Below are 18,281 nucleotides of genomic sequence, written 5' to 3'. Positions count from 1 at the left end.
CTAGTCACCAAACTGGATTTTATGAAGTTGTGCGTACGCTTCACCCAGAGCAAGTAGCTCGGCATGTGTACCACGTTCAATAATTTCACCATCGTCGACAACTAGAATTTCATCTGCGTTTTCAATGGTGGACAGTCTGTGGGCAATGACCAGTACCGTTTTATCTTTTTGTAGCTCATCTAGGGCTGATTGAATTGCTCGTTCAGACTCAGTATCTAACGCCGAAGTCGCCTCATCCAAGATAAGTACAGGCGCATCGCGTAGCAGTGCACGAGCAATAGCCACACGTTGGCGTTGACCGCCAGACAGGCTAGCACCGTTTTCGCCAATCATAGTATCTAAACCATCTGGCATGTTCTTGGTAAACTCTAATGCGTGCGCCAACTTAGCAGCGTGCTCAATTTGCTCTCGGGTATATTCACCCTCAGCGGCGTAAGCAATATTATTAGCTATGGTGTCGTTAAATAGATGCACATTTTGCGAAACCAAACCAAACTGCTCACGTAGATTAGTCAGTTTATACTGATTGATGTTCTCGCCATCTAAACAAATCTCACCATCATCTACCTCATAAAAACGGGTAAACAGGTTGGCAATGGTACTCTTACCTGAGCCCGACCGCCCAACCAAGGCGACGGTTTTACCTTGCGGAATGGTAAAACTGACATGCGACAAGGCGGCTTTTTCTTTTCCTTGATAGCTAAAGGTTACGTCTTTTACTTCAACCAGACCGTTAGCTCGTTCAATCTCAATGCTACCGGTATCTTGTTCGGTTTTTAAATCCATCAATGAGAATAGCGTTTGTGCCGCCGCCATACCTCTTTGGAATTCAGAAGTCACATTGGTCAAAGATTTAAGCGGTCTCATCATGCCAAACATGGCGGTAAAGATAACCGTAAAGGCACCTGGAGTAAGGTCTGCTCGTACTTGATCAAAACTGGCTAGGTATAACACCGTCACCAATGCAAAAGAGGCAATCAACTGCACGATAGGGTTAGCTGCTGCTTGCGCAGTCACCATTTTCATCGATTGTTGACGCATTTTATTGCTGACTTGGTCAAAACGTTCTTCTTCTATCTTTTGACCGCCGTAGCTTAGAACAACCTTGTGCCCTTTGAGCATTTGCTCCGCTGATGAAGTTACACTCCCCATCGCGGTTTGCATATTTTTACTGATTTTACGAAAACGCTTCGATACCACACGAATAGCAAACGCCACTAGCGGTGCCACTACCAATAAAACCAAAGACAACTGCCAGCTGTTCCAAAACATCAGAACCAGCAAGCCAATAATGCTGGCGCCTTCACGTACTAGGCTCACCAAAGCTTTACTGGTTGCAGCTGCCACTTGCTCACTGTCGTAAGTAATACGAGACAATAAGCCACCGGTAGATTCACGGTCAAAAAATGGCACGGGCATGTGCATGAAGTGATTGAATATAGCGCGTCTCATTAGCATGACAACGTTGCCGGATACCCAACTCAAACAATAGGTAGAAACAAAGCCAGATAGGCCTCGGATAATAATCATGCCGAAAATAATAAATGGCAGGATTTTTAAGAAATTTGACTCAATATCACCAAAGCCTTCATCAAGTAGTGGCTTCAATAAAGAGATCATATAGGTGTCAGCCGCCGCATTCACAATAAGTGCTATCGCAGCAACCACGAGCCCTAGTTTATATAAACGAACGTACTTCCACAGTCGTTTAAAGGTTTTCCATGTCGACTCGTCATCAAGTTGTGTCATAAGAATTGCTTTATTTTTTATTCAGTTAATTACTATTCTACTCTGTTCCGCAAAATCTGCCTATACCAAGCATCAGTTTGTCGGTGACGTATTGTACTAACCTGTACTTTTTCACTCAAAAATTGCACAGTGACCTGCCCATGAGTCCCAGTTTCAAACCACTTAGTCGCGAAACGTTTATATCTATCGACCACTTTTTGACTAGGAAGTGACCAGCGACCTTGCTTAGCAACCGATACTATGGCGATATCTGCGCCAACCTGCTCAATAAATGACGTGGTTGACGAGGTATTGCTGCCATGATGAGGCACTATCATCACCTCAGATTGTAAATCTGAGTATGCTAAATGATATTCCGCAACCGCGTCGATATCCCCAGTTAATAGCAGTGAATGTTGCCCATCAGATACACGAATCACACAAGAATGAGGATTAAATGCCCGAGAAACCGACTTTGGCGGCCACACCATGGCAAAACTTAAACCTTGCCACCACCAAAACTGCCCACGTACGCAAGGCATTGCGCGACCATCGCGTTGCGGGCTAAATATCAACGGGGGTGAAAACTGCTGGATAATATCTTCCATACCCCCTTGATGATCGTTATCCCAATGACTGATAAATAGCGCATCTAAACTGACGCCGCGACGCATCAAAATCGGTGTAATAATAGACTCCGCAATGCTGCCCTCTTCCCAGCCACTTCCGGTATCGTAAAGTAACGCTCGCCCATCCGATTCAATTAATATGGCAAGCCCATGCCCAACGTCTAATACGTCCACTTGCCAGTGAGGTTTATTCATAGACGGCATGAAAGGAGCGTAATTAACCGCCATAACCCCCAGCACAATGCACAAAGCCAAACTTCTCAGCGCGCCTCTTAAACACGCGCCACTAAAGAGCGTCAACATACATAGAATTTGTACGCTAGAGGCTTGAACCCATAGCAATGAATACGGCTGAGCCAGCAAGACCCAATATTGTAAAAGGTTAAGCCCTTTATCCGCCAAAGCAAATAACGCAGAGCCAAGCCAGATTGAAAACGCATTGCCAATAATGCCGGCTAGCAATAAAGGCACAACATAAAAAGAAACTAAAGGTATGGCGACCGCATTAAATAAAAAGGATAACCAAGCTACGCCGCCTAACGCCAGCGCAGAAATCGGCGCAAGACCTAAACTCAAATATAGCTGTACCCGCAGCCAGATACCGAACTTACGCTGGGTATTTGTCTCTTTATTTTGCCCATCAAGCGATGCCTCATTTGCTGGCGCTATATGATCAAGAGCAAGTAAAATGAGCGCAACCGCACCAACACTTAACCACAAACTACTCGACACCGCTGACATTGGAGAGATCATCAACACAATTGCTAGCGTCAGCCACAATACCCGCCAACGACTTATGCGTATGCCAAGCAAAAGCATCAAGGACGCAATCACACACATAATAAAAGCGCGCTGGGTAGGCAAGCTAAATCCTGCGAGCCAAGCATAAAAACACGCCACTGCCACTGCGCTAAATAACGGTAGCCATATCAATTTAGGCATGCCAATACGCAAGATATGCCCAAGCCACCAGCCCACCATATACGCAAGCCCAATATGCAATCCCGAAATCGCAATCAGATGAGCAAGTCCTGTCTGCTTTAAGTTATGCCACTGCTGTTTATCGATAAGTGAACGCTCACCAAACAGCAAAGCCAACATTAAAGGTTGTGACTTAAAATCCAAGGTTTGTCGGTAAATATCGGCAAACCATTTCCCTCTAAGATCAGGTGCTGAAATCCGTTGTAACACCTTAGTGACTTTGGCTTGCGCTAACACTCGCTGCGAAAAATAATATCGCTGCGCATCAAAGCCCGCTTCGTTTAATACCCCATGTATCGGCTTGATGTCGACAGATACCCGCCATATCTCACCAAGTTGCATTTGTGAGGCCTGTTCAACGGGCACTTTTAACAGCACTTTTCCGCTAAAATCCGTATCACATGCATAAATTTTTAATATGTTAACTACTGAATTTGCAAAATAAAGATTTGATCTAAGCGTGCTGTCTATCTGAATATCTATGGTAAGATTCTCAGTACAATCGAACAACGTATTGGCGTCTCGTACAAAAGCATAACTCTGTACTAGACTAATCACTGATGCCAACAAAATGCCCAGAGCTCCTCTGTACATTTTGACTCGGCAACAGAGCAATATCGTTGCAAGTATTGGAACAAGCCAAGCTAACTCATAAAGAGTGTGCCAGTGCATTGCCGCGACAATCGTCGCTGAAAATGAAATTAGATTCCAGTTACCTAGTAAGAGAGCCATTTTCCCTTATGCCTAGAAAATTTATTCAACGCTTCATGCCAGACCATGAACTGATTAAACGTCAAAAAGCGCTTAGGATATTTGGAAATGTTCTCTATAACCCTAACTTGTGGGTTTTGAATCGCCGCTCAGCATCTGGTGCATTTGCTGTGGGGCTATTCATGTGCTTTGTACCACTTCCAAGCCAAATGATTATGGCTGCAGGATTGGCCATCGCATTTGGAGTGAACCTTCCGTTATCTGTCGCATTAGTGTGGATCAGTAACCCAATTACCATGCCAATTATGTTTTATCTGGCATATAAATTAGGGGCATGGGTCATGCAATTGCCCACCCAATCGTTCCACTTCGAACTGTCATGGGACTACCTAATCTCACAAATGTCGACCATAGGTCCTCCATTTTTATTAGGTTGCGCGATTTGTTCTGTCGTACTTTCTATTACCGGTTACTTTGGTATTCGTGCCCTATGGCGATACTCTGTGGTTCGCAGTTGGCAAAAAAGAAAGTTAAAGCTGAATCTTTTTGCTAAATAATCAAAACAGACTCACTGTTAAAAAATAGACATAAAAAAAGCGTTGCTTACTCAGCAACGCTTTTTTAATTCTTTATTCATACCAGATTTCGCTTCAAACACACATCAGCATGACTTATAACCGCTATTTTGCACTCAAGACGCTAGCCGGATTCAGCTGACTTGCCTTGCTAGCAGGATACCATGTAGCTAATAAACTCAATATAATTGCGGTGCCTGATACTAGCAATACATCCATAGGGTTTACCTGCGAAGGCAAAAAGTTCACAAAATACACATCCCCAGACAAGAACTTATGCCCAATAATACGCTCGATTAACTGTACAATTGAAGTCAGATTTAACGCCACTAGTAAACCCAACGCACTCCCTGCCAATGAACCTAGTACTCCAGATAACACGCCCTGCCACATAAATATGGCTTTAATCAGCGAGTCTTGCGCGCCCATAGTGCGCAAAATAGCCACCTCTGCGGCGCGATCTTTTACTGCCATCATTAGCGTAGAGACGATATTAAAACAGGCTACACCAATCACCAGTACCATCACCAAGTACATAATGGTGCGCACCATCTGAATATCACGGTAAATAAAGCCAAACTCTTGTTTCCAGCTATTGATATACACGTACACAGGTAAGCGATTACCAATCGAGCGCATCAAATTTGACGCATTAAACACATCGGTGGTTTTCACCGAAATGCCCGTTACGCTATCACCCATCGCCAAATACGACTGCGCATCTTGAAGCGGAATCAACGCCAATCCATGATCAAGCTGTCCACCTAAGGCAAAAATACCGCTCACCTTTAATCGAACTCGCTTAGGTGCTTGAGTGCGACCATTTTTTGCCGCGACTGGAATCATTAACGAGATACCATCACCCACAGCCACGCCCAATTGCTTAGCAATGCCCTGTCCGAGTATTACCTGATTTGATCCAGCCGTAAAATGTTGCCACGCATCACCTTGTATAAATTGTGATAATTTGGTCACTTGGCTTTCAAGTTTCGGGTCAACGCCTCTCACCTGTAGCGCTTTTAAATGCTTACCTTTCTCAGCAAGAGCAGTAAAAGTGACAAAAGGGGCAGCGGCTTGCGCTTGTGGCTGATTCTCAATCAGCTGCACTAATTGCGGCCAATCGGCTAACGGTTTATTCACCGAGGTGAAATCGCCATGTGGGACCACAGACAAAACGCGATTTTCTAACTCACGCTCAAAACCATTCATCGCCGATAAGCCAATAATAATCACCGCGACGCCAACCATGATGCCTAGCGTGGAAGACAAAGAGATAAAGGAAACCATCTTATTACGCTGCTTAGCGCGACTAAAACGACCACCAATAAAAAGCGATAGAGAGTTAATCACTCGACAACCTCTTCATTTACTTGCACCAACAGCCCATCTTTCATGTGCATTTGTCTGTCCATTTTCTCAGCTAATTCACTGTCGTGAGTGACCACCAGAAACGCAGTGCCTGATTTCTGATTAAGCTCACGCATTAAGTCATAGATGCCTAACGCGGTAGTGTGATCAAGGTTGCCAGTGGGTTCATCAGCAAGCACTAGCGATGGCTTATTCACTAACGCTCTGGCTATAGCCACCCTTTGTCTTTCGCCACCAGAGAGCTCTGATGGTCGATGTTCAAGGCGGTGTTCTAAACCGACTCGGGTTAACAACTCACGCGCCGCTTGCTTGGCTTTATGTGGCTTTTCACCACCAATTAGCAGAGGCATTGCCACATTTTCTAGCGCCGAGAAATCCGCTAACAAATGGTGGAACTGATACACAAAACCAAGATGTTGATTACGCAATTTGGCTTGTTGATTACTGCTTAATTTCCCTAAATCTTGACCGTTAAAATGCACATCACCAACGGTGGCATCATCCAACGCACCTAAAATATGCAGCAAGGTACTTTTACCTGAGCCTGAACTGCCAACAATAGAGACCAATTCGTTGTGGGCAATGGTAAAACTCACTCCACGCAGAACTTGAGTATCAACATTCCCTTCAAGGTAGGTTTTTTGTACATTGTGGCACTCTAATAAATTGTGACACTCTAATAAATTACTCATATCTTAACGCCTCAGCGGGTTTAACCGATGCAGCTCGGTAGGAAGGATAAAGGGTAGCAACGACGCTCAAGCAAACCGCTAGGCCCACCACTAATAGTACTTGTTGATATTCAATTAAAATTGGCAATTGTCCGCCATAGGTATACAAAGACACGCCAAGCGCTTGCAAAATACTGTTTAAATTACTGGCCAAAACTACGCCAAGTATCCCGCCAAACACCGCGCCGACAACGCCACTGCTTGCTCCTTGCACCACAAAAATGCCCATGACTTGCTGCTTGGTCATACCTTGAGTTTTCAAAATAGCCACTTCAGCTTGTTTTTCCATCACGACCATGATCAGCGCCGAAATAATATTAAAGGCAGCTACACCCACAATAAGCCCTAACATTAAGCCCATCATGCTTTTTTCCATTTTGACCGCTTGAAATAGCTCGCCTCGTTGAGCTCGCCAATCTTGCCATGTCCAACCCTCATCCAATGGCATAGTCGCGAGCTGACTCACCGCAAAAGGATCGTCCAAATACAGACGCCAACCACTCATCTGCTTACTGTTCATTTTTAGTAAACGTCCCGCATCATCAATATTGGCCACCATTAGCTGACCATCCACATCTGAGCCGGTATTGAAAATGCCCGATACGGTAAAGTTTCGTTGACTAGGAATGCGGCCTATCGGTGAATATTGGCTGGTGCTGGTGACCATCAAACGTACTTTGTCACCCTTTTTCACTTGCAGAGTGCGTGCTAAAGAGTGCCCAATCAATAAGTGATATTTCCCTTGTTCAAGGGAGTCGACACTGCCCGACAACATAAACTGGCGCAGCGGTTCATCACGGCTACCTTCAATGCCAACCAACTGCCCAGCGGCAAGATGATCAGGGCTTTGCAATACCGCTTCGCTAGACACCACAGGCACACTTTTAACTAGGTGTGGTAAATTGGCAATAAACTCGGGAGGATGCTCAGTGCGCACGGTTTTACCGGATACGTCACTGACAATAGCTTGAGGAAGCACGCCTAAAATGCGCCCTTTTAACTGCCCTTCAAAACCATTCATCACCGACAATACAGTGATCAAAGATAATACGCCGATAGTAATACCTGCGGTCGACATATAGGACACAAACCGACTAAATCGATCTCCTGAGCGTCCTCTTAAATAACGCAAACCAACATAAAGTGAAATGGGTCGAAACATAACCAACCGAATAATAATTACAGTGCCATTAATGTAACCACTAATTAAGGCTTCGAGTAGTGTTTGATTCTATTTTTAAGCAGAATCATTCACAAAACGTCAATAATTGACCAATCACACCACAATTCCGCCTTTTTTCATCAGTTATTAATAGATAAACGCCCTAGGGTTTACGATAATCAGGTACATTACTACGCAGATCATTTTATCTTGGAATCTCACAGTCTTATGGATAACCACTCGCTTTTTGCTTTACCTATAGCGTCCACTTCGGGCGATAGAAAACAGCTAGGTAACCTACAAGGTGCATCACTGTCTATTGCTGTGGCGCAACTCGCCAAACAGCATCAAAATCCGATACTATTAATCGTCAGTGATCCGCAAACAGCAATAAAGCTACAAATGGAACTAGAGCAATTTAGCCCGGTTCCTATCTCGGTATTTCCAGATTGGGAAACCTTACCCTACGACAACTTTTCTCCGCACCAAGATATTATCTCTGATCGCATTGCAACCTTGTATCAACTGCCAACGTTAAGCCAAGGTATTGTGATTGTGCCAATCAGCACGCTATTGCAAAGACAATCTCCGCGAGAGTTTTTACTGCAACATACCTTGATGGTGAAAACCGGTGATTTGTTCTCATTAGATAAACTCAGATTACAGCTAGAAAAATCCGGCTATCGCAACGTTGACCAAGTTTTTGGGCCGGGTGAGTACGCCAGTCGCGGTTCTATTTTAGATTTATTCCCTATGGGCAGCAGTGACCCATTCCGCGTGGACTTTTTCGATGACGAAATAGACACCATACGCACTTTTGATCCTGAAAATCAGCGTTCTATCTCTGATGTGAACGAGATCAGGCTGCTACCTGCGCATGAATTCCCAACCGATAACGAAGCCATTGAAGATTTTCGTATCCGCTGGAGACAAAAATTTGATGCGCGTCGCGAGCCAGAATCTGTTTATATGCAGGTCTCTAAAGGCACTTGGCCTGCCGGCATAGAATATTGGCAGCCGCTGTTCTTTGATCATACCGAAACCTTATTTGATTATCTGCCACAGCACGCACTGCTGTTATCAGTCGGTGATATTGAGTCGGCTATTGATACCTTCCTTACTGATGTGGATTATCGCTACGATCAGCGCAAAATTGACCCTTTGCGCCCGCTACTTGAACCTGCCGAATTGTGGATGAAAAAAGACGAACTGTTCGCCTCCATCAAGCAATGGCCGCAAGTTAAACTGAATAAAGAGACCATTGACGAAAAGGCAGGCCGAGTCAATTTACACATTGAGGCACTGCCAGCACTAGCGGCGGCTCCACAAACCAAAGAGCCGATGTCGGCCTTGCGACAATTTAGCGAAAATTACGCAGGTAAAGTGGTATTCTCGGTTGAATCTGAAGGTCGCCGCGAAGCATTAATCGAATTATTAGCGCCCGTTAAAATATTACCCAAAGCGGTAGCAAATTTAGACCAAGCTCTCGCCAGTAAAGATAAGTTCAACCTCATCTTAGGCTCATCAGAGCACGGCTTTATCCACCATGCGCCCGATTTTGCTTTAGTGTGTGAAAGCGACCTACTTGGCGATCGCGTTATACAGCGACGCAAAAAAGACAAACGAGCCGTCAACAGCGATACCGTTATTCGCCACCTAGCCGAGCTTAAACCTGGGCAACCTGTCGTGCATTTAGATCACGGCATCGGCCGTTACTTAGGGTTGCAAACACTTGAAGCGGGCGGCATCACCACAGAATACGTGACCCTTGAATACCTCAATGAGTCCAAGCTATATGTGCCGGTGTCTTCGCTTAACCTCATTAGCCGTTACTCAGGCGGCGCTGAAGAAAGCGCGCCACTGCATAAATTAGGCAGTGAGTCATGGACTAAAGCTCGCCGTAAAGCGGCTGAGAAAGTGCGCGATGTGGCCGCTGAATTGCTCGATGTGTATGCCAAGCGTGAAATTAAGCCCGGTCATAAATTTAAGCTCGACCGCGAGCAGTACGCACAATTTAAAGCCGGCTTCCCATTTGAAGAGACCGATGATCAAAACCAAGCCATCAATGCGGTGCTCTCTGACATGTGTCAAGCCAAAGCCATGGACCGCTTGGTGTGTGGTGACGTAGGTTTTGGTAAAACCGAAGTGGCATTACGCGCCGCCTTCGTTTGTACCGATAATGCCAAACAAGTGGCGGTGTTAGTGCCGACTACCCTTCTTGCGCAGCAGCATTTTGAAAACTTTAGAGACCGTTTTGCCAATCTACCCATTCGCGTTGAAGTGCTCTCACGCTTTAAAAGTGCCAAAGAGCAAAAACAGATTTTGGCGGATGTTGCCGATGGCAAAGTCGATATTATTGTCGGCACGCATAAACTGCTGCAAGACGACATTAAGTTTGCCGATTTAGGTTTGTTAATTGTCGATGAAGAGCACAGATTTGGCGTAAGACAAAAAGAGAAGATGAAAGCGATGCGTGCTGATGTTGATATTTTGACTCTGACTGCAACGCCAATCCCACGTACGCTAAATATGGCAATGAGTGGCATGCGCGATTTATCCATCATTGCGACGCCACCGGCTAGACGACTGGCGATAAAAACCTTTGTCCGTCAAAGTGATGATGCCATTGTGCGTGAAGCGATTTTACGTGAAATCATGCGTGGTGGTCAGGTGTACTTCCTACATAACCAAGTCGATACCATACACAAAGTGGCCGAAGATTTGGCTAAATTAGTCCCAGAAGCACGTATCACCACCGCTCACGGACAAATGCGTGAACGTGAACTGGAAGCAGTGATGAATGATTTCTATCACCAACGCTTTAACCTGCTAGTGTGTACCACCATTATTGAAACGGGCATTGACGTACCCACTGCCAATACCATCATTATGAACCGCGCTGATAATCTTGGTTTAGCCCAGCTTCACCAGTTGCGTGGTCGTGTGGGTCGCTCGCACCATCAAGCTTATGCTTATTTACTCACGCCTCATCCGAAAGCCATTTCTAAAGATGCGGCCAAACGCCTTGAAGCGATTGCCTCACTTGAAGATTTGGGAGCAGGCTTTACCTTAGCCACGCACGATCTGGAAATTCGCGGCGCCGGTGAATTGCTGGGTGATGAACAAAGCGGTCAAATCCATACCATAGGTTTCACCTTATACATGGAAATGCTGGAGCAAGCTGTTGAGGCACTAAAAGAAGGCAAAGAGCCTTCTCTTGATGATCTTCTGCGCGAACAAACCGAAGTCGAACTGCGTCTTCCGGCTTTGCTGCCTGACGATTATATCCCAGATATCAGCACTCGCTTGTCTTTATATAAGCGTATCGCCAGTGTCAGTGATGATCGTCAGCTAAGCGAAATGAAAGTTGAGCTCATCGATCGCTTTGGGCCACTACCAGATGCAACAAAAAACTTACTGCAAGTAGCACAAATCAGACTGGCGGCTGCCGCCATTAAGGTCGATAAGGTCGAAGCGCATGATAAAGGCGGTTTCATTGAGTTTTATCCTGACGCGGACATTAATCCTATGTACTTGGTTAAACTACTGCAAAGTCAGCCCAACAAATTTGCCATGGACGGGCCAACGAAAATTAAGTTCATGCACAGTTTAGTTGACCGCCGTGACCGTATCTCTTATGTAACTGACTTAATAGAAGAGTTTGCTAAAAATAGAGTCGCATAAACAACCACTTGCAGTAGCATTAAAATGATATCTGCTATACTGCGTAAATCTAAGGAATATTGCTCTTTCATGATAGTTTTACTCATAGTAACCTTGTCATATTCACAGCGATAACCTTTAAGTATTCATAAAGATAAACGGCCTTTGATAGCCATGGAGCCAGAATGAAAAAAATTATTCCTCTATTGATGATGCTTTTGCTGATTCCTAACTTAGCACAAGCTCAAAAGAGAGAATTTGATGTTGAAGTCTTGATTTTCAAGCGTTCAATTGATCCAGAAACAACCGCAGAATCATGGCCAAATGAGCTGACTAAAATTGATTTACAAGGTAGTGCACCTTTTAGTGATGCCAATTACAGACATAAAAAAGGCGTACAAATGCTTTCTTATGATCACTATAAGTTGCTAAAAGAGCGTGATGTACTGAAAAGTCACGCCGGATTTGAAGTCTTGTTTCATAAAGCATGGCGTCAAGGCGATCACGGCAAAGCCAGTGCGCCCGTCTTTCATGTTCAGGCGGGTAAAAGTTACGCCAACACCTTCAATGCTGATGGTTCGCAAATCGATGCCGATCATCCAAGAGTGGATATGAAAACTCCGCTGTATGAGCTAGACGGTAAACTGCAGGTTTATGTACAACACTACTTATTCCTAGAGACGCAACTTGATTTACATGCGCCGAGTGTTCGCAGTATCACCTTTACTGAAAAAACACCGGAGCAATTAAAAGACAGCGAAAACTTTTCCGTATTAGCGGATACAGAAACCGCGGATGCCAATGTTCAAGCCGGTAATCTGGAACAAGTATCACCGAAGAAAGTCGAAGAGACCTTCTTGAAAAGCTATCGTATGGATCAGAAACGTCGTATGCGCAGTGGCGAAATCCACTATTTGGATAACCCGTTAATGGGCATGATTATTCAGGTGAGACGCGTCGCGCAATAATCCATGATATCCATTCATATAATGCAAAAATGGCTTCCTGTTTAGGAAGCCATTTTTAATTCTAGGCCATAAACTATCAATCAAACCCGTAGAGCTTAGCGGGGTTTTGTACCAATATTTGTTCAACTAATTGCGCGTTTGTTGCTTGCTCTGCCAATAAATCTAGCATACTCACATCATTGGGCATTTCTCGCTTATTGATGTATTCACTCGGATGCGGCCAATCTGAGCCCCACAAAATGCGGGTCGCTCGCGCCTCCACCAGAGCTTTACCAATGGCGATATTGTCACTATAGTGCGGCGCACCAATGATTGAGTCTTGGTATGCGGAAGAGATTTTTACCCAAGCTCTATCTTGTTGCATTAATGCGCTCATTATCTCAAAAGCAGGATGCAAAATGCCATTATCAGCAGGCAGTTGCCCACGATGATCAAACACAATTTGGCACGGCAAGCTTTCTAGCACAGATTTAAATTGAACGATAAGATCTGCTTTGATCCAAAAACAGATATGCCACCCTAGCAAGGCTAAAGCTTTAGCGCATTGACGAATAAAATTCTCTTCAAAATCGTCACTACAGGACACCGCAAAACGAATCCCACGTACTCCCAGTCGATGCATTAACTGCAACTCTTCTCGACTAGGCAAGCTACTGATCGCAATCACCGCCCTTGCACTGCTGCCCATATGAGCCAACGCATCTAAAGTACAGCGATTGTCACTTCCATAGGCCGAAGGCGTCACGATAACGTTTCTATCAAAGCCAAAACGCTTTTTTAGCATCCTGTAACACGCTACGGTTGCAGGTGGCATATTGCTGGTATCACTTTTGCGATACTCAAACTTTACTGGATCAAAAATATGATGGTGAGTATCACACGCTCCGGCGGGAATAGACAATTGTGGAAGGTTTCTTCCTGTTGAATAAGGCACTTGCGCAGGGATGGTATGCGTCATTACTTAGAATACTCCAGTTTGCTAGATCCATCGTTAACTATACGAATATGTATAGTTCAATTTTATACGATTGGCTGTAAATTACTGATTTTATTCTTATATCAATCACACTAAGTAAATGATCATAAATAGCGCAGGAAAAATGCTCGAGAACAAGTGAACTGACCCCCAATAGTTGGACACCGATTATTGGGGGTCTTTTTATGTCCAAATATAGCCGAGCATTCAAGTGTGCGGTCGCTAAACAATTTTTACTGGGTGAGTGTTCATCTCACGATCTTTCTCACACCTACTCCATTGCACCACCCATAATACGTTACTGGGGAAAAGTGTTTGAGATTCATGGTTCTGATTCGTTTAAGCCTCATGATTTTGCTAAAAATGCTCAAACCAAGTTGCATGCGTTAAAAAAAATGTGGACGAATGGCTGGTCTATTAACCACACTAGTGCGGTATTAAATTTTTCCTCCCCTGGAACACTCTCCGTTTGGCTTAAACAGTACAAACAATATGGTATTCAGGGGCTTGAACGTAGCAGAGGACAACCACCAATGAGTAAGCACCCTTTTATCAAACAAAAAAGTGATGATGAAAAGACGCTAGAGGAGCTAAAAGAGGAATTAGCCTACTTACGAGCCGAGAATGCTGTTCTAAAAAAGTTAGAGGAGCTGGAGCAGGAAAAGCATCGCCGAACAAAGAAAAAGCGAACGTAGCTCTAGCTCTTAAAAGCCGTTATCCACTAAAATACCTCTTGCATGCCTTAAAATTAGCGAGAAGTATTTTCTATTATCATGCTAAGGCAGATAACGACACCGAACAGTATCAAGATGAAAAGGATCTAATAGGGCAAATTTACCATGAGCATAAAGGCAGGTATGGGTATCGTCGTATTCACTTAGAGCTACGAAGACAGGGTGTTATGCTTAACCACAAAACGGTTCAACGGCTCATGGGTCAACTAGGCTTGAAGTCTACCGTCAGACCAAAACGGTACAGCTCTTACAAAGGAGAAGTGGGGACTGTGGCCCCTAATGTTCTTGAACGAGACTTTGAAGCGACGAAGCCAGATGAGAAGTGGGTAACGGATGTCACTGAGTTTAAAGTTAAACAGCAGAAAGTCTATCTATCACCCATCGTTGATCTGTTCACACAGGAAGTTGTGGCTTATAAGGTCGCAAAAAATGTACGTCTACCTCTGGTAACTGACATGTTGACAGATGCGGTTGCGACTTTAGATGAAAACGCTAAACCAATCGTTCATAGCGATCAAGGGTGGCAATATAGGCATAAGAAATATCAGAAAAAACTATCTGAAAGTGGCTTAACGCAGAGCATGTCACGGAAAGGAAACTGTCTAGATAATGCAGTTGCAGAGAATTTCTTTGCCTTGCTGAAAACAGAAATGTACCACAACCAGTACTTTGAAGATGCCGATGATCTGATAGCTCATATTGACGAATACATCGAGTACTACAATACCAAACGAATTAAAGTGAAATTAAAAGGCCTGACTCCGATAGAGTATCGAAATCAGGCCTTGAAAGCAGCTTAACAGAAATGTCCAACTTTAAGGGGTCACTTCAAAGGCAGGATTTTTCGATAAGTAGTTATTCTACGATCAAAAATTCTAACGCCGTTATCGAGTATTTTAACAAGCTAGAATGAGCAGTTATTTAGTACGATTGGTATTGTATCAATCACAGAAATTAAGGCTTGGAGATAAGCTAAAAAGAACATGTCATAAAAAAGAGGAGCATAAAGCTCCTCTCCTATCATTGATTCTGATGTTAATAAAACGAGCCGATGCTTAGTGCAGTTTTAGGTTTGGACGTAGTGCTCGGTTAATGCGGCCGACTAGCATCATTAACGCAGTTTTAAACATGCCGTGTAGCGCCATCTGGTGCATGCGGTACAGTGAAATATACACCACGCGAGCAATGCGACCTTCAACCATCATAGAGCCTTTAGTCAGGTTACCCATCAAGCTTCCTACGGTTGAGAAGTTACTTAACGAAACCAAAGAGCCGTGGTCTTTATATTCATAAGCAGACAAGGCTTTGTTGTTCATCATCGCCAAAATATTTTTAAAGGCATGGCTCGACATTTGGTGCGCTGCTTGTGCGCGAGGCGGTACAAACTTACCGTCTTTTTGCGTGCATTGCGCCAAATCACCAATCACGAAGATATGATCATCACGCGTAGTTTGTAGCGTATCTTTAACCACCAACTGATTAATACGGTTGGTTTCTAAGCCGGCAATATCTTTGATAAAGTCAGGGGCTTTAATGCCAGCCGCCCACACCATGATTTGTGCTGGGATCTTCTCGCCATCTTTGGTTGTTAAGCCGGTTTCATCGGCTAAAGTCACCATAGTCGCGGTGCGTACATTAACGCCAAGCTTAGTCAATTCGTGATGAGCCGATTGTGAAATACGCGGTGGTAAAGCCGGTAGAATGCGCTCACCTGCTTCCACAAGGCTAACATTCAATTTGCTTGAATCTAGGTCACCAAAACCGTAGTTACGCAGCTCTTTAATGGCATTGTGCAGTTCAGCAGATAGCTCAACCCCTGTTGCGCCTGCACCTACAATTGCGATATCAACCTGACCTTCACCAGAGTGTGCGTGCAGTTTTAAAAACTGGTTGTTCATCTCTTCACGGAAACGGTGCGCTTGCTCTGGGCTATCAAGGAAAATACAGTTATCACGAACGCCAGGAGTATTAAAATCGTTTGAAGTAGAACCAATAGCCATTACTAGGTAGTCGTATTCTAACTCACGTTGTGGGATCAACAGTTCGCCAGCGGCGTCTTTTAGCTCTTCTAAAATGATCACCTTACGTTCACGATCAATGTCGCTCAGGCTACCCATTTGGAATTCAAAACCGTGGTTTTTAGCATGTGCGCGATAGCTAAGTGCATCTACACCTGCGTCTAGAGAACCTGTTGCTACTTCGTGCAGTAACGGTTTCCATAAGTGACTCGCTTTGCGGTCAACCAATGTCACACTGTGGTTCTGGTTACGTCTGAACTTACGCCCCATTTTAGTTGCGAGCTCTAGTCCACCGGCGCCGCCGCCTACAATAATAATTCGTGCCATTTCAACACTCCTTGATTCAAATAATAAATTTTTTGTTGCAAGACCGCTTACGCCATCTTGTGAGAATTTAGTGAGTATCGAAAACTCTTACTGTCCACGTTCTAAGTTTCTTGGAGCGATTTTACTTCGCTTCTCATTTTTCTTTGATCTAAATCAATTTATTAACCGCATTATATCCAAATCGTCTTACTGAGCAACCTGCAATAACGAAATAACCTTAATTAAATTGCTGATATTGCAAAGATAGAGGGAATATAGGCGAAAAAAAACCTGCACAAGGCAGGTTTTAGCAAATGGGTTGTTTGAAAATTCAGCTATATGAATACTTTACTCAGCGTTTTTAAATGCTTTAATGCTTTGTAAGTGTTGCGAAATCTTTTTAAATTTATGCGGTTCGTGTTCATCCCAAACGATTTGGTAATAGTCTTCAAGTGTTTCAGCCGTGACTTGATTATCATGCACATCGTCGTTTCTAGACAATATCACCATGCAGCGATCTTTGTTTTTGATGCGGTACTGTTCTACGCATTTAGTTGCGATATCAACGTACTCTTCTGGTCGGTCGATTCGTCCTTGCATCGTTAATTCAGGATGAAGATTAGGATTCAAGATCACTTGTTTAATGCCACATAAAAATCCGATACGTTCAGACCAAAATCCGCCTAAGCCAACTCCGCATATAATAGGGTTTGGATCATTTGAGCACTCAATCGCTCTATGAACTTCTTTTAGAAGATGCGCCATATCGTGCTTAGGATGCAAGGTGCTGTAGTTAATAAAACGCACGTCTTCGTCAATGAATTGAAGCTGCATCACCTTCTCGTGGTTACCAGGGCTAGTCGAATCAAAGCCGTGAAGATAGATAATCATGAAACTTTCCTTGTAAATACTGGCAGCCAGTAGTTGAGACTTTTTGTTGCTGCCTAGAATCGTTACTACTCATTTAAATTTAACACGTATTTGAGCAATAAGAAGTTTTCCGGCAATATTTGTAGTCAGCTTTTGTTGAGCCACATCAAGTATTGAATAAATTGTTGAGCGTTATCCAAGCGTATTTAGATTCTATTAAAAAGGCCAGTAACGACTGGCCTTTTTACTTATAGACTAAAATTACAGTCCTAACAGACTTTTAGACTGTTGTTTACGAATCTCTGTTTCATCAGCCCACTCAAGTAAGCCCGTTTTAAGATCCATTAAACGCATGGTCATTTTGTAGTACACATCTTTGTCGCTACCGTCTTCTTTAACGATGCTAGATAGGTTGCCGTACAACATGTATTGCGCGCCGACCATGTTACCAAACTGAATCGCGCTGCTTTGGTCAACTAGCTCGTCATTGTTTTGGAAGTTAAGTTGTTTGCGTACAGACTCAACACGGTCCATATCAACAAAACGGAACTTACCTGAATTTAGCATCTTAGTGCTTACAGAATCGGTAATAGACTCTGTATCAATGTGCTCACTGGTTTTGTTTTTAATACGCTCAACAAAAACAATCGGACGCTGATTTTGGGTGATTGCACCTACAGAGCCAGAGCTAAGCATGCTATCTACCATTTCCGCTGCAATTTTTTGCAGATCCGTAGAACCGAAATCAACTGTTGTTGTTTCTACAGCTTGCGCATCACCATAGTTCACTTTATTTGAACAGCCACCTAAAATGACAGCTAAGCCCAGTAACGCAATTACACTTTTTTTCATTTTATTTCC

The 18,281-nt window shown here is 43.9% G+C and carries 14 protein-coding genes; 5 read left to right on the top strand and 9 right to left on the bottom strand.

Going from position 1 to position 18,281, the window contains the following annotated elements; all coding sequences use genetic code 11:
• Entirely contained in the window at positions 1-1,749 is a 1,749-nt protein-coding gene (gene msbA, locus QV280_RS04965; protein ID WP_152821194.1) for a lipid A ABC transporter ATP-binding protein/permease MsbA, read from the bottom strand.
• Between the two features lie 32 nt (positions 1,750-1,781).
• Positions 1,782-4,070, bottom strand: a complete 2,289-nt coding sequence (locus QV280_RS04960) for a DNA internalization-related competence protein ComEC/Rec2 (RefSeq protein ID WP_253912576.1) — start codon at positions 4,068-4,070, stop codon at positions 1,782-1,784.
• 8 nt (positions 4,071-4,078) lie between these two features.
• Here QV280_RS04960 and QV280_RS04955 point away from each other — a divergent pair, with 8 nt between their 5' ends.
• Positions 4,079-4,606, top strand: a complete 528-nt coding sequence (locus QV280_RS04955; RefSeq protein ID WP_023404052.1) for a DUF2062 domain-containing protein — start codon at positions 4,079-4,081, stop codon at positions 4,604-4,606.
• Between the two features lie 123 nt (positions 4,607-4,729).
• Here QV280_RS04955 and lolE read toward each other — a convergent pair whose 3' ends face one another.
• From lolE to lolC, 3 genes are read right to left on the bottom strand one after another with little or no spacing between them, the layout of a single operon-like run.
• Positions 4,730-5,974: a lipoprotein-releasing ABC transporter permease subunit LolE gene (gene lolE, locus QV280_RS04950; protein ID WP_367869590.1), complete on the bottom strand. Its 1,245-nt coding sequence runs from the start codon at positions 5,972-5,974 to the stop codon at positions 4,730-4,732.
• On the bottom strand, positions 5,971-6,684 hold the full coding sequence (gene lolD / locus QV280_RS04945) for a lipoprotein-releasing ABC transporter ATP-binding protein LolD (RefSeq protein ID WP_152821196.1): 714 nt from the start codon (positions 6,682-6,684) through the stop codon (positions 5,971-5,973). Before lolD ends, lolE begins: the two co-directional genes overlap by 4 nt.
• Entirely contained in the window at positions 6,677-7,885 is a 1,209-nt protein-coding gene (gene lolC, locus QV280_RS04940) for a lipoprotein-releasing ABC transporter permease subunit LolC (protein WP_152821199.1), read from the bottom strand. The genes lolD and lolC overlap by 8 nt, the downstream gene beginning before the upstream one ends.
• Positions 7,886-8,113: 228 nt before the next feature.
• On the opposite strand from lolC, the gene mfd reads away from it, so the two are divergent.
• Both mfd and QV280_RS04930 read left to right on the top strand, forming a co-directional pair.
• Positions 8,114-11,569 (top strand): transcription-repair coupling factor, encoded by a 3,456-nt coding sequence (gene mfd, locus QV280_RS04935; RefSeq protein ID WP_152821202.1) that lies wholly within the window; start codon positions 8,114-8,116, stop codon positions 11,567-11,569.
• A 164-nt stretch (positions 11,570-11,733) separates the two neighbouring features.
• A complete protein-coding gene (locus tag QV280_RS04930; RefSeq protein ID WP_023404057.1) occupies positions 11,734-12,516 on the top strand; it encodes a peptidoglycan binding protein CsiV in 783 nt (260 codons plus the stop codon).
• A gap of 76 nt (positions 12,517-12,592) precedes the next feature.
• Here the strand turns inward: QV280_RS04930 and QV280_RS04925 are convergent, their stop codons facing one another.
• Positions 12,593-13,474 (bottom strand): amidohydrolase family protein, encoded by an 882-nt coding sequence (locus tag QV280_RS04925; RefSeq protein WP_152821204.1) that lies wholly within the window; start codon positions 13,472-13,474, stop codon positions 12,593-12,595.
• A gap of 203 nt (positions 13,475-13,677) precedes the next feature.
• On the opposite strand from QV280_RS04925, the gene QV280_RS04920 reads away from it, so the two are divergent.
• Positions 13,678-14,187, top strand: coding sequence for a helix-turn-helix domain-containing protein (locus tag QV280_RS04920; RefSeq protein WP_039971417.1), 510 nt, complete (start codon positions 13,678-13,680; stop codon positions 14,185-14,187).
• Entirely contained in the window at positions 14,094-15,026 is a 933-nt protein-coding gene (locus QV280_RS04915; protein WP_156916982.1) for an IS3 family transposase, read from the top strand. The genes QV280_RS04920 and QV280_RS04915 overlap by 94 nt, the downstream gene beginning before the upstream one ends.
• Before the next feature lie 255 nt (positions 15,027-15,281).
• Here the strand turns inward: QV280_RS04915 and QV280_RS04910 are convergent, their stop codons facing one another.
• From QV280_RS04910 to lpoB, 3 genes are all read right to left on the bottom strand, one after another.
• Positions 15,282-16,571 carry an NAD(P)/FAD-dependent oxidoreductase gene (locus tag QV280_RS04910; protein WP_023404059.1) on the bottom strand — a complete coding sequence of 430 codons (1,290 nt, stop codon included), beginning with the start codon at positions 16,569-16,571 and terminating at the stop codon, positions 15,282-15,284.
• Positions 16,572-16,898: 327 nt separating this feature from the next.
• Positions 16,899-17,441 (bottom strand): alpha/beta hydrolase YcfP, encoded by a 543-nt coding sequence (ycfP, locus tag QV280_RS04905; protein WP_023404060.1) that lies wholly within the window; start codon positions 17,439-17,441, stop codon positions 16,899-16,901.
• Positions 17,442-17,681: 240 nt separating this feature from the next.
• Positions 17,682-18,272, bottom strand: a complete 591-nt coding sequence (gene lpoB, locus QV280_RS04900; protein WP_021712989.1) for a penicillin-binding protein activator LpoB — start codon at positions 18,270-18,272, stop codon at positions 17,682-17,684.
• Positions 18,273-18,281: the final 9 nt, after the last annotated feature.

It is taken from the genome of Vibrio sp. B1Z05 (genome assembly GCF_052955985.1).
Note: the sequence above shows the minus strand (reverse complement) of the source record. Positions and strands in the feature narration are given on the sequence as shown.

Bases quoted from the DNA above. Each gene is read 5' to 3' on its own strand.
- ycfP (WP_023404060.1), bottom strand. From the start codon at position 17,441: ATGATTATCTATCTTCACGGCTTTGATTCGACTAGCCCTGGTAACCAC.
- QV280_RS04955 (WP_023404052.1), top strand. From the start codon at position 4,079: ATGCCTAGAAAATTTATTCAACGCTTCATGCCAGACCATGAACTGATT.
- msbA (WP_152821194.1), bottom strand. From the start codon at position 1,749: ATGACACAACTTGATGACGAGTCGACATGGAAAACCTTTAAACGACTG.
- lolD (WP_152821196.1), bottom strand. From the start codon at position 6,684: ATGAGTAATTTATTAGAGTGTCACAATTTATTAGAGTGCCACAATGTA.
- QV280_RS04910 (WP_023404059.1), bottom strand. From the start codon at position 16,571: ATGGCACGAATTATTATTGTAGGCGGCGGCGCCGGTGGACTAGAGCTC.
- lpoB (WP_021712989.1), bottom strand. From the start codon at position 18,272: ATGAAAAAAAGTGTAATTGCGTTACTGGGCTTAGCTGTCATTTTAGGT.
- QV280_RS04920 (WP_039971417.1), top strand. From the start codon at position 13,678: ATGTCCAAATATAGCCGAGCATTCAAGTGTGCGGTCGCTAAACAATTT.
- lolC (WP_152821199.1), bottom strand. From the start codon at position 7,885: ATGTTTCGACCCATTTCACTTTATGTTGGTTTGCGTTATTTAAGAGGA.
- QV280_RS04925 (WP_152821204.1), bottom strand. From the start codon at position 13,474: ATGACGCATACCATCCCTGCGCAAGTGCCTTATTCAACAGGAAGAAAC.
- QV280_RS04960 (WP_253912576.1), bottom strand. From the start codon at position 4,070: ATGGCTCTCTTACTAGGTAACTGGAATCTAATTTCATTTTCAGCGACG.
- mfd (WP_152821202.1), top strand. From the start codon at position 8,114: ATGGATAACCACTCGCTTTTTGCTTTACCTATAGCGTCCACTTCGGGC.
- QV280_RS04930 (WP_023404057.1), top strand. From the start codon at position 11,734: ATGAAAAAAATTATTCCTCTATTGATGATGCTTTTGCTGATTCCTAAC.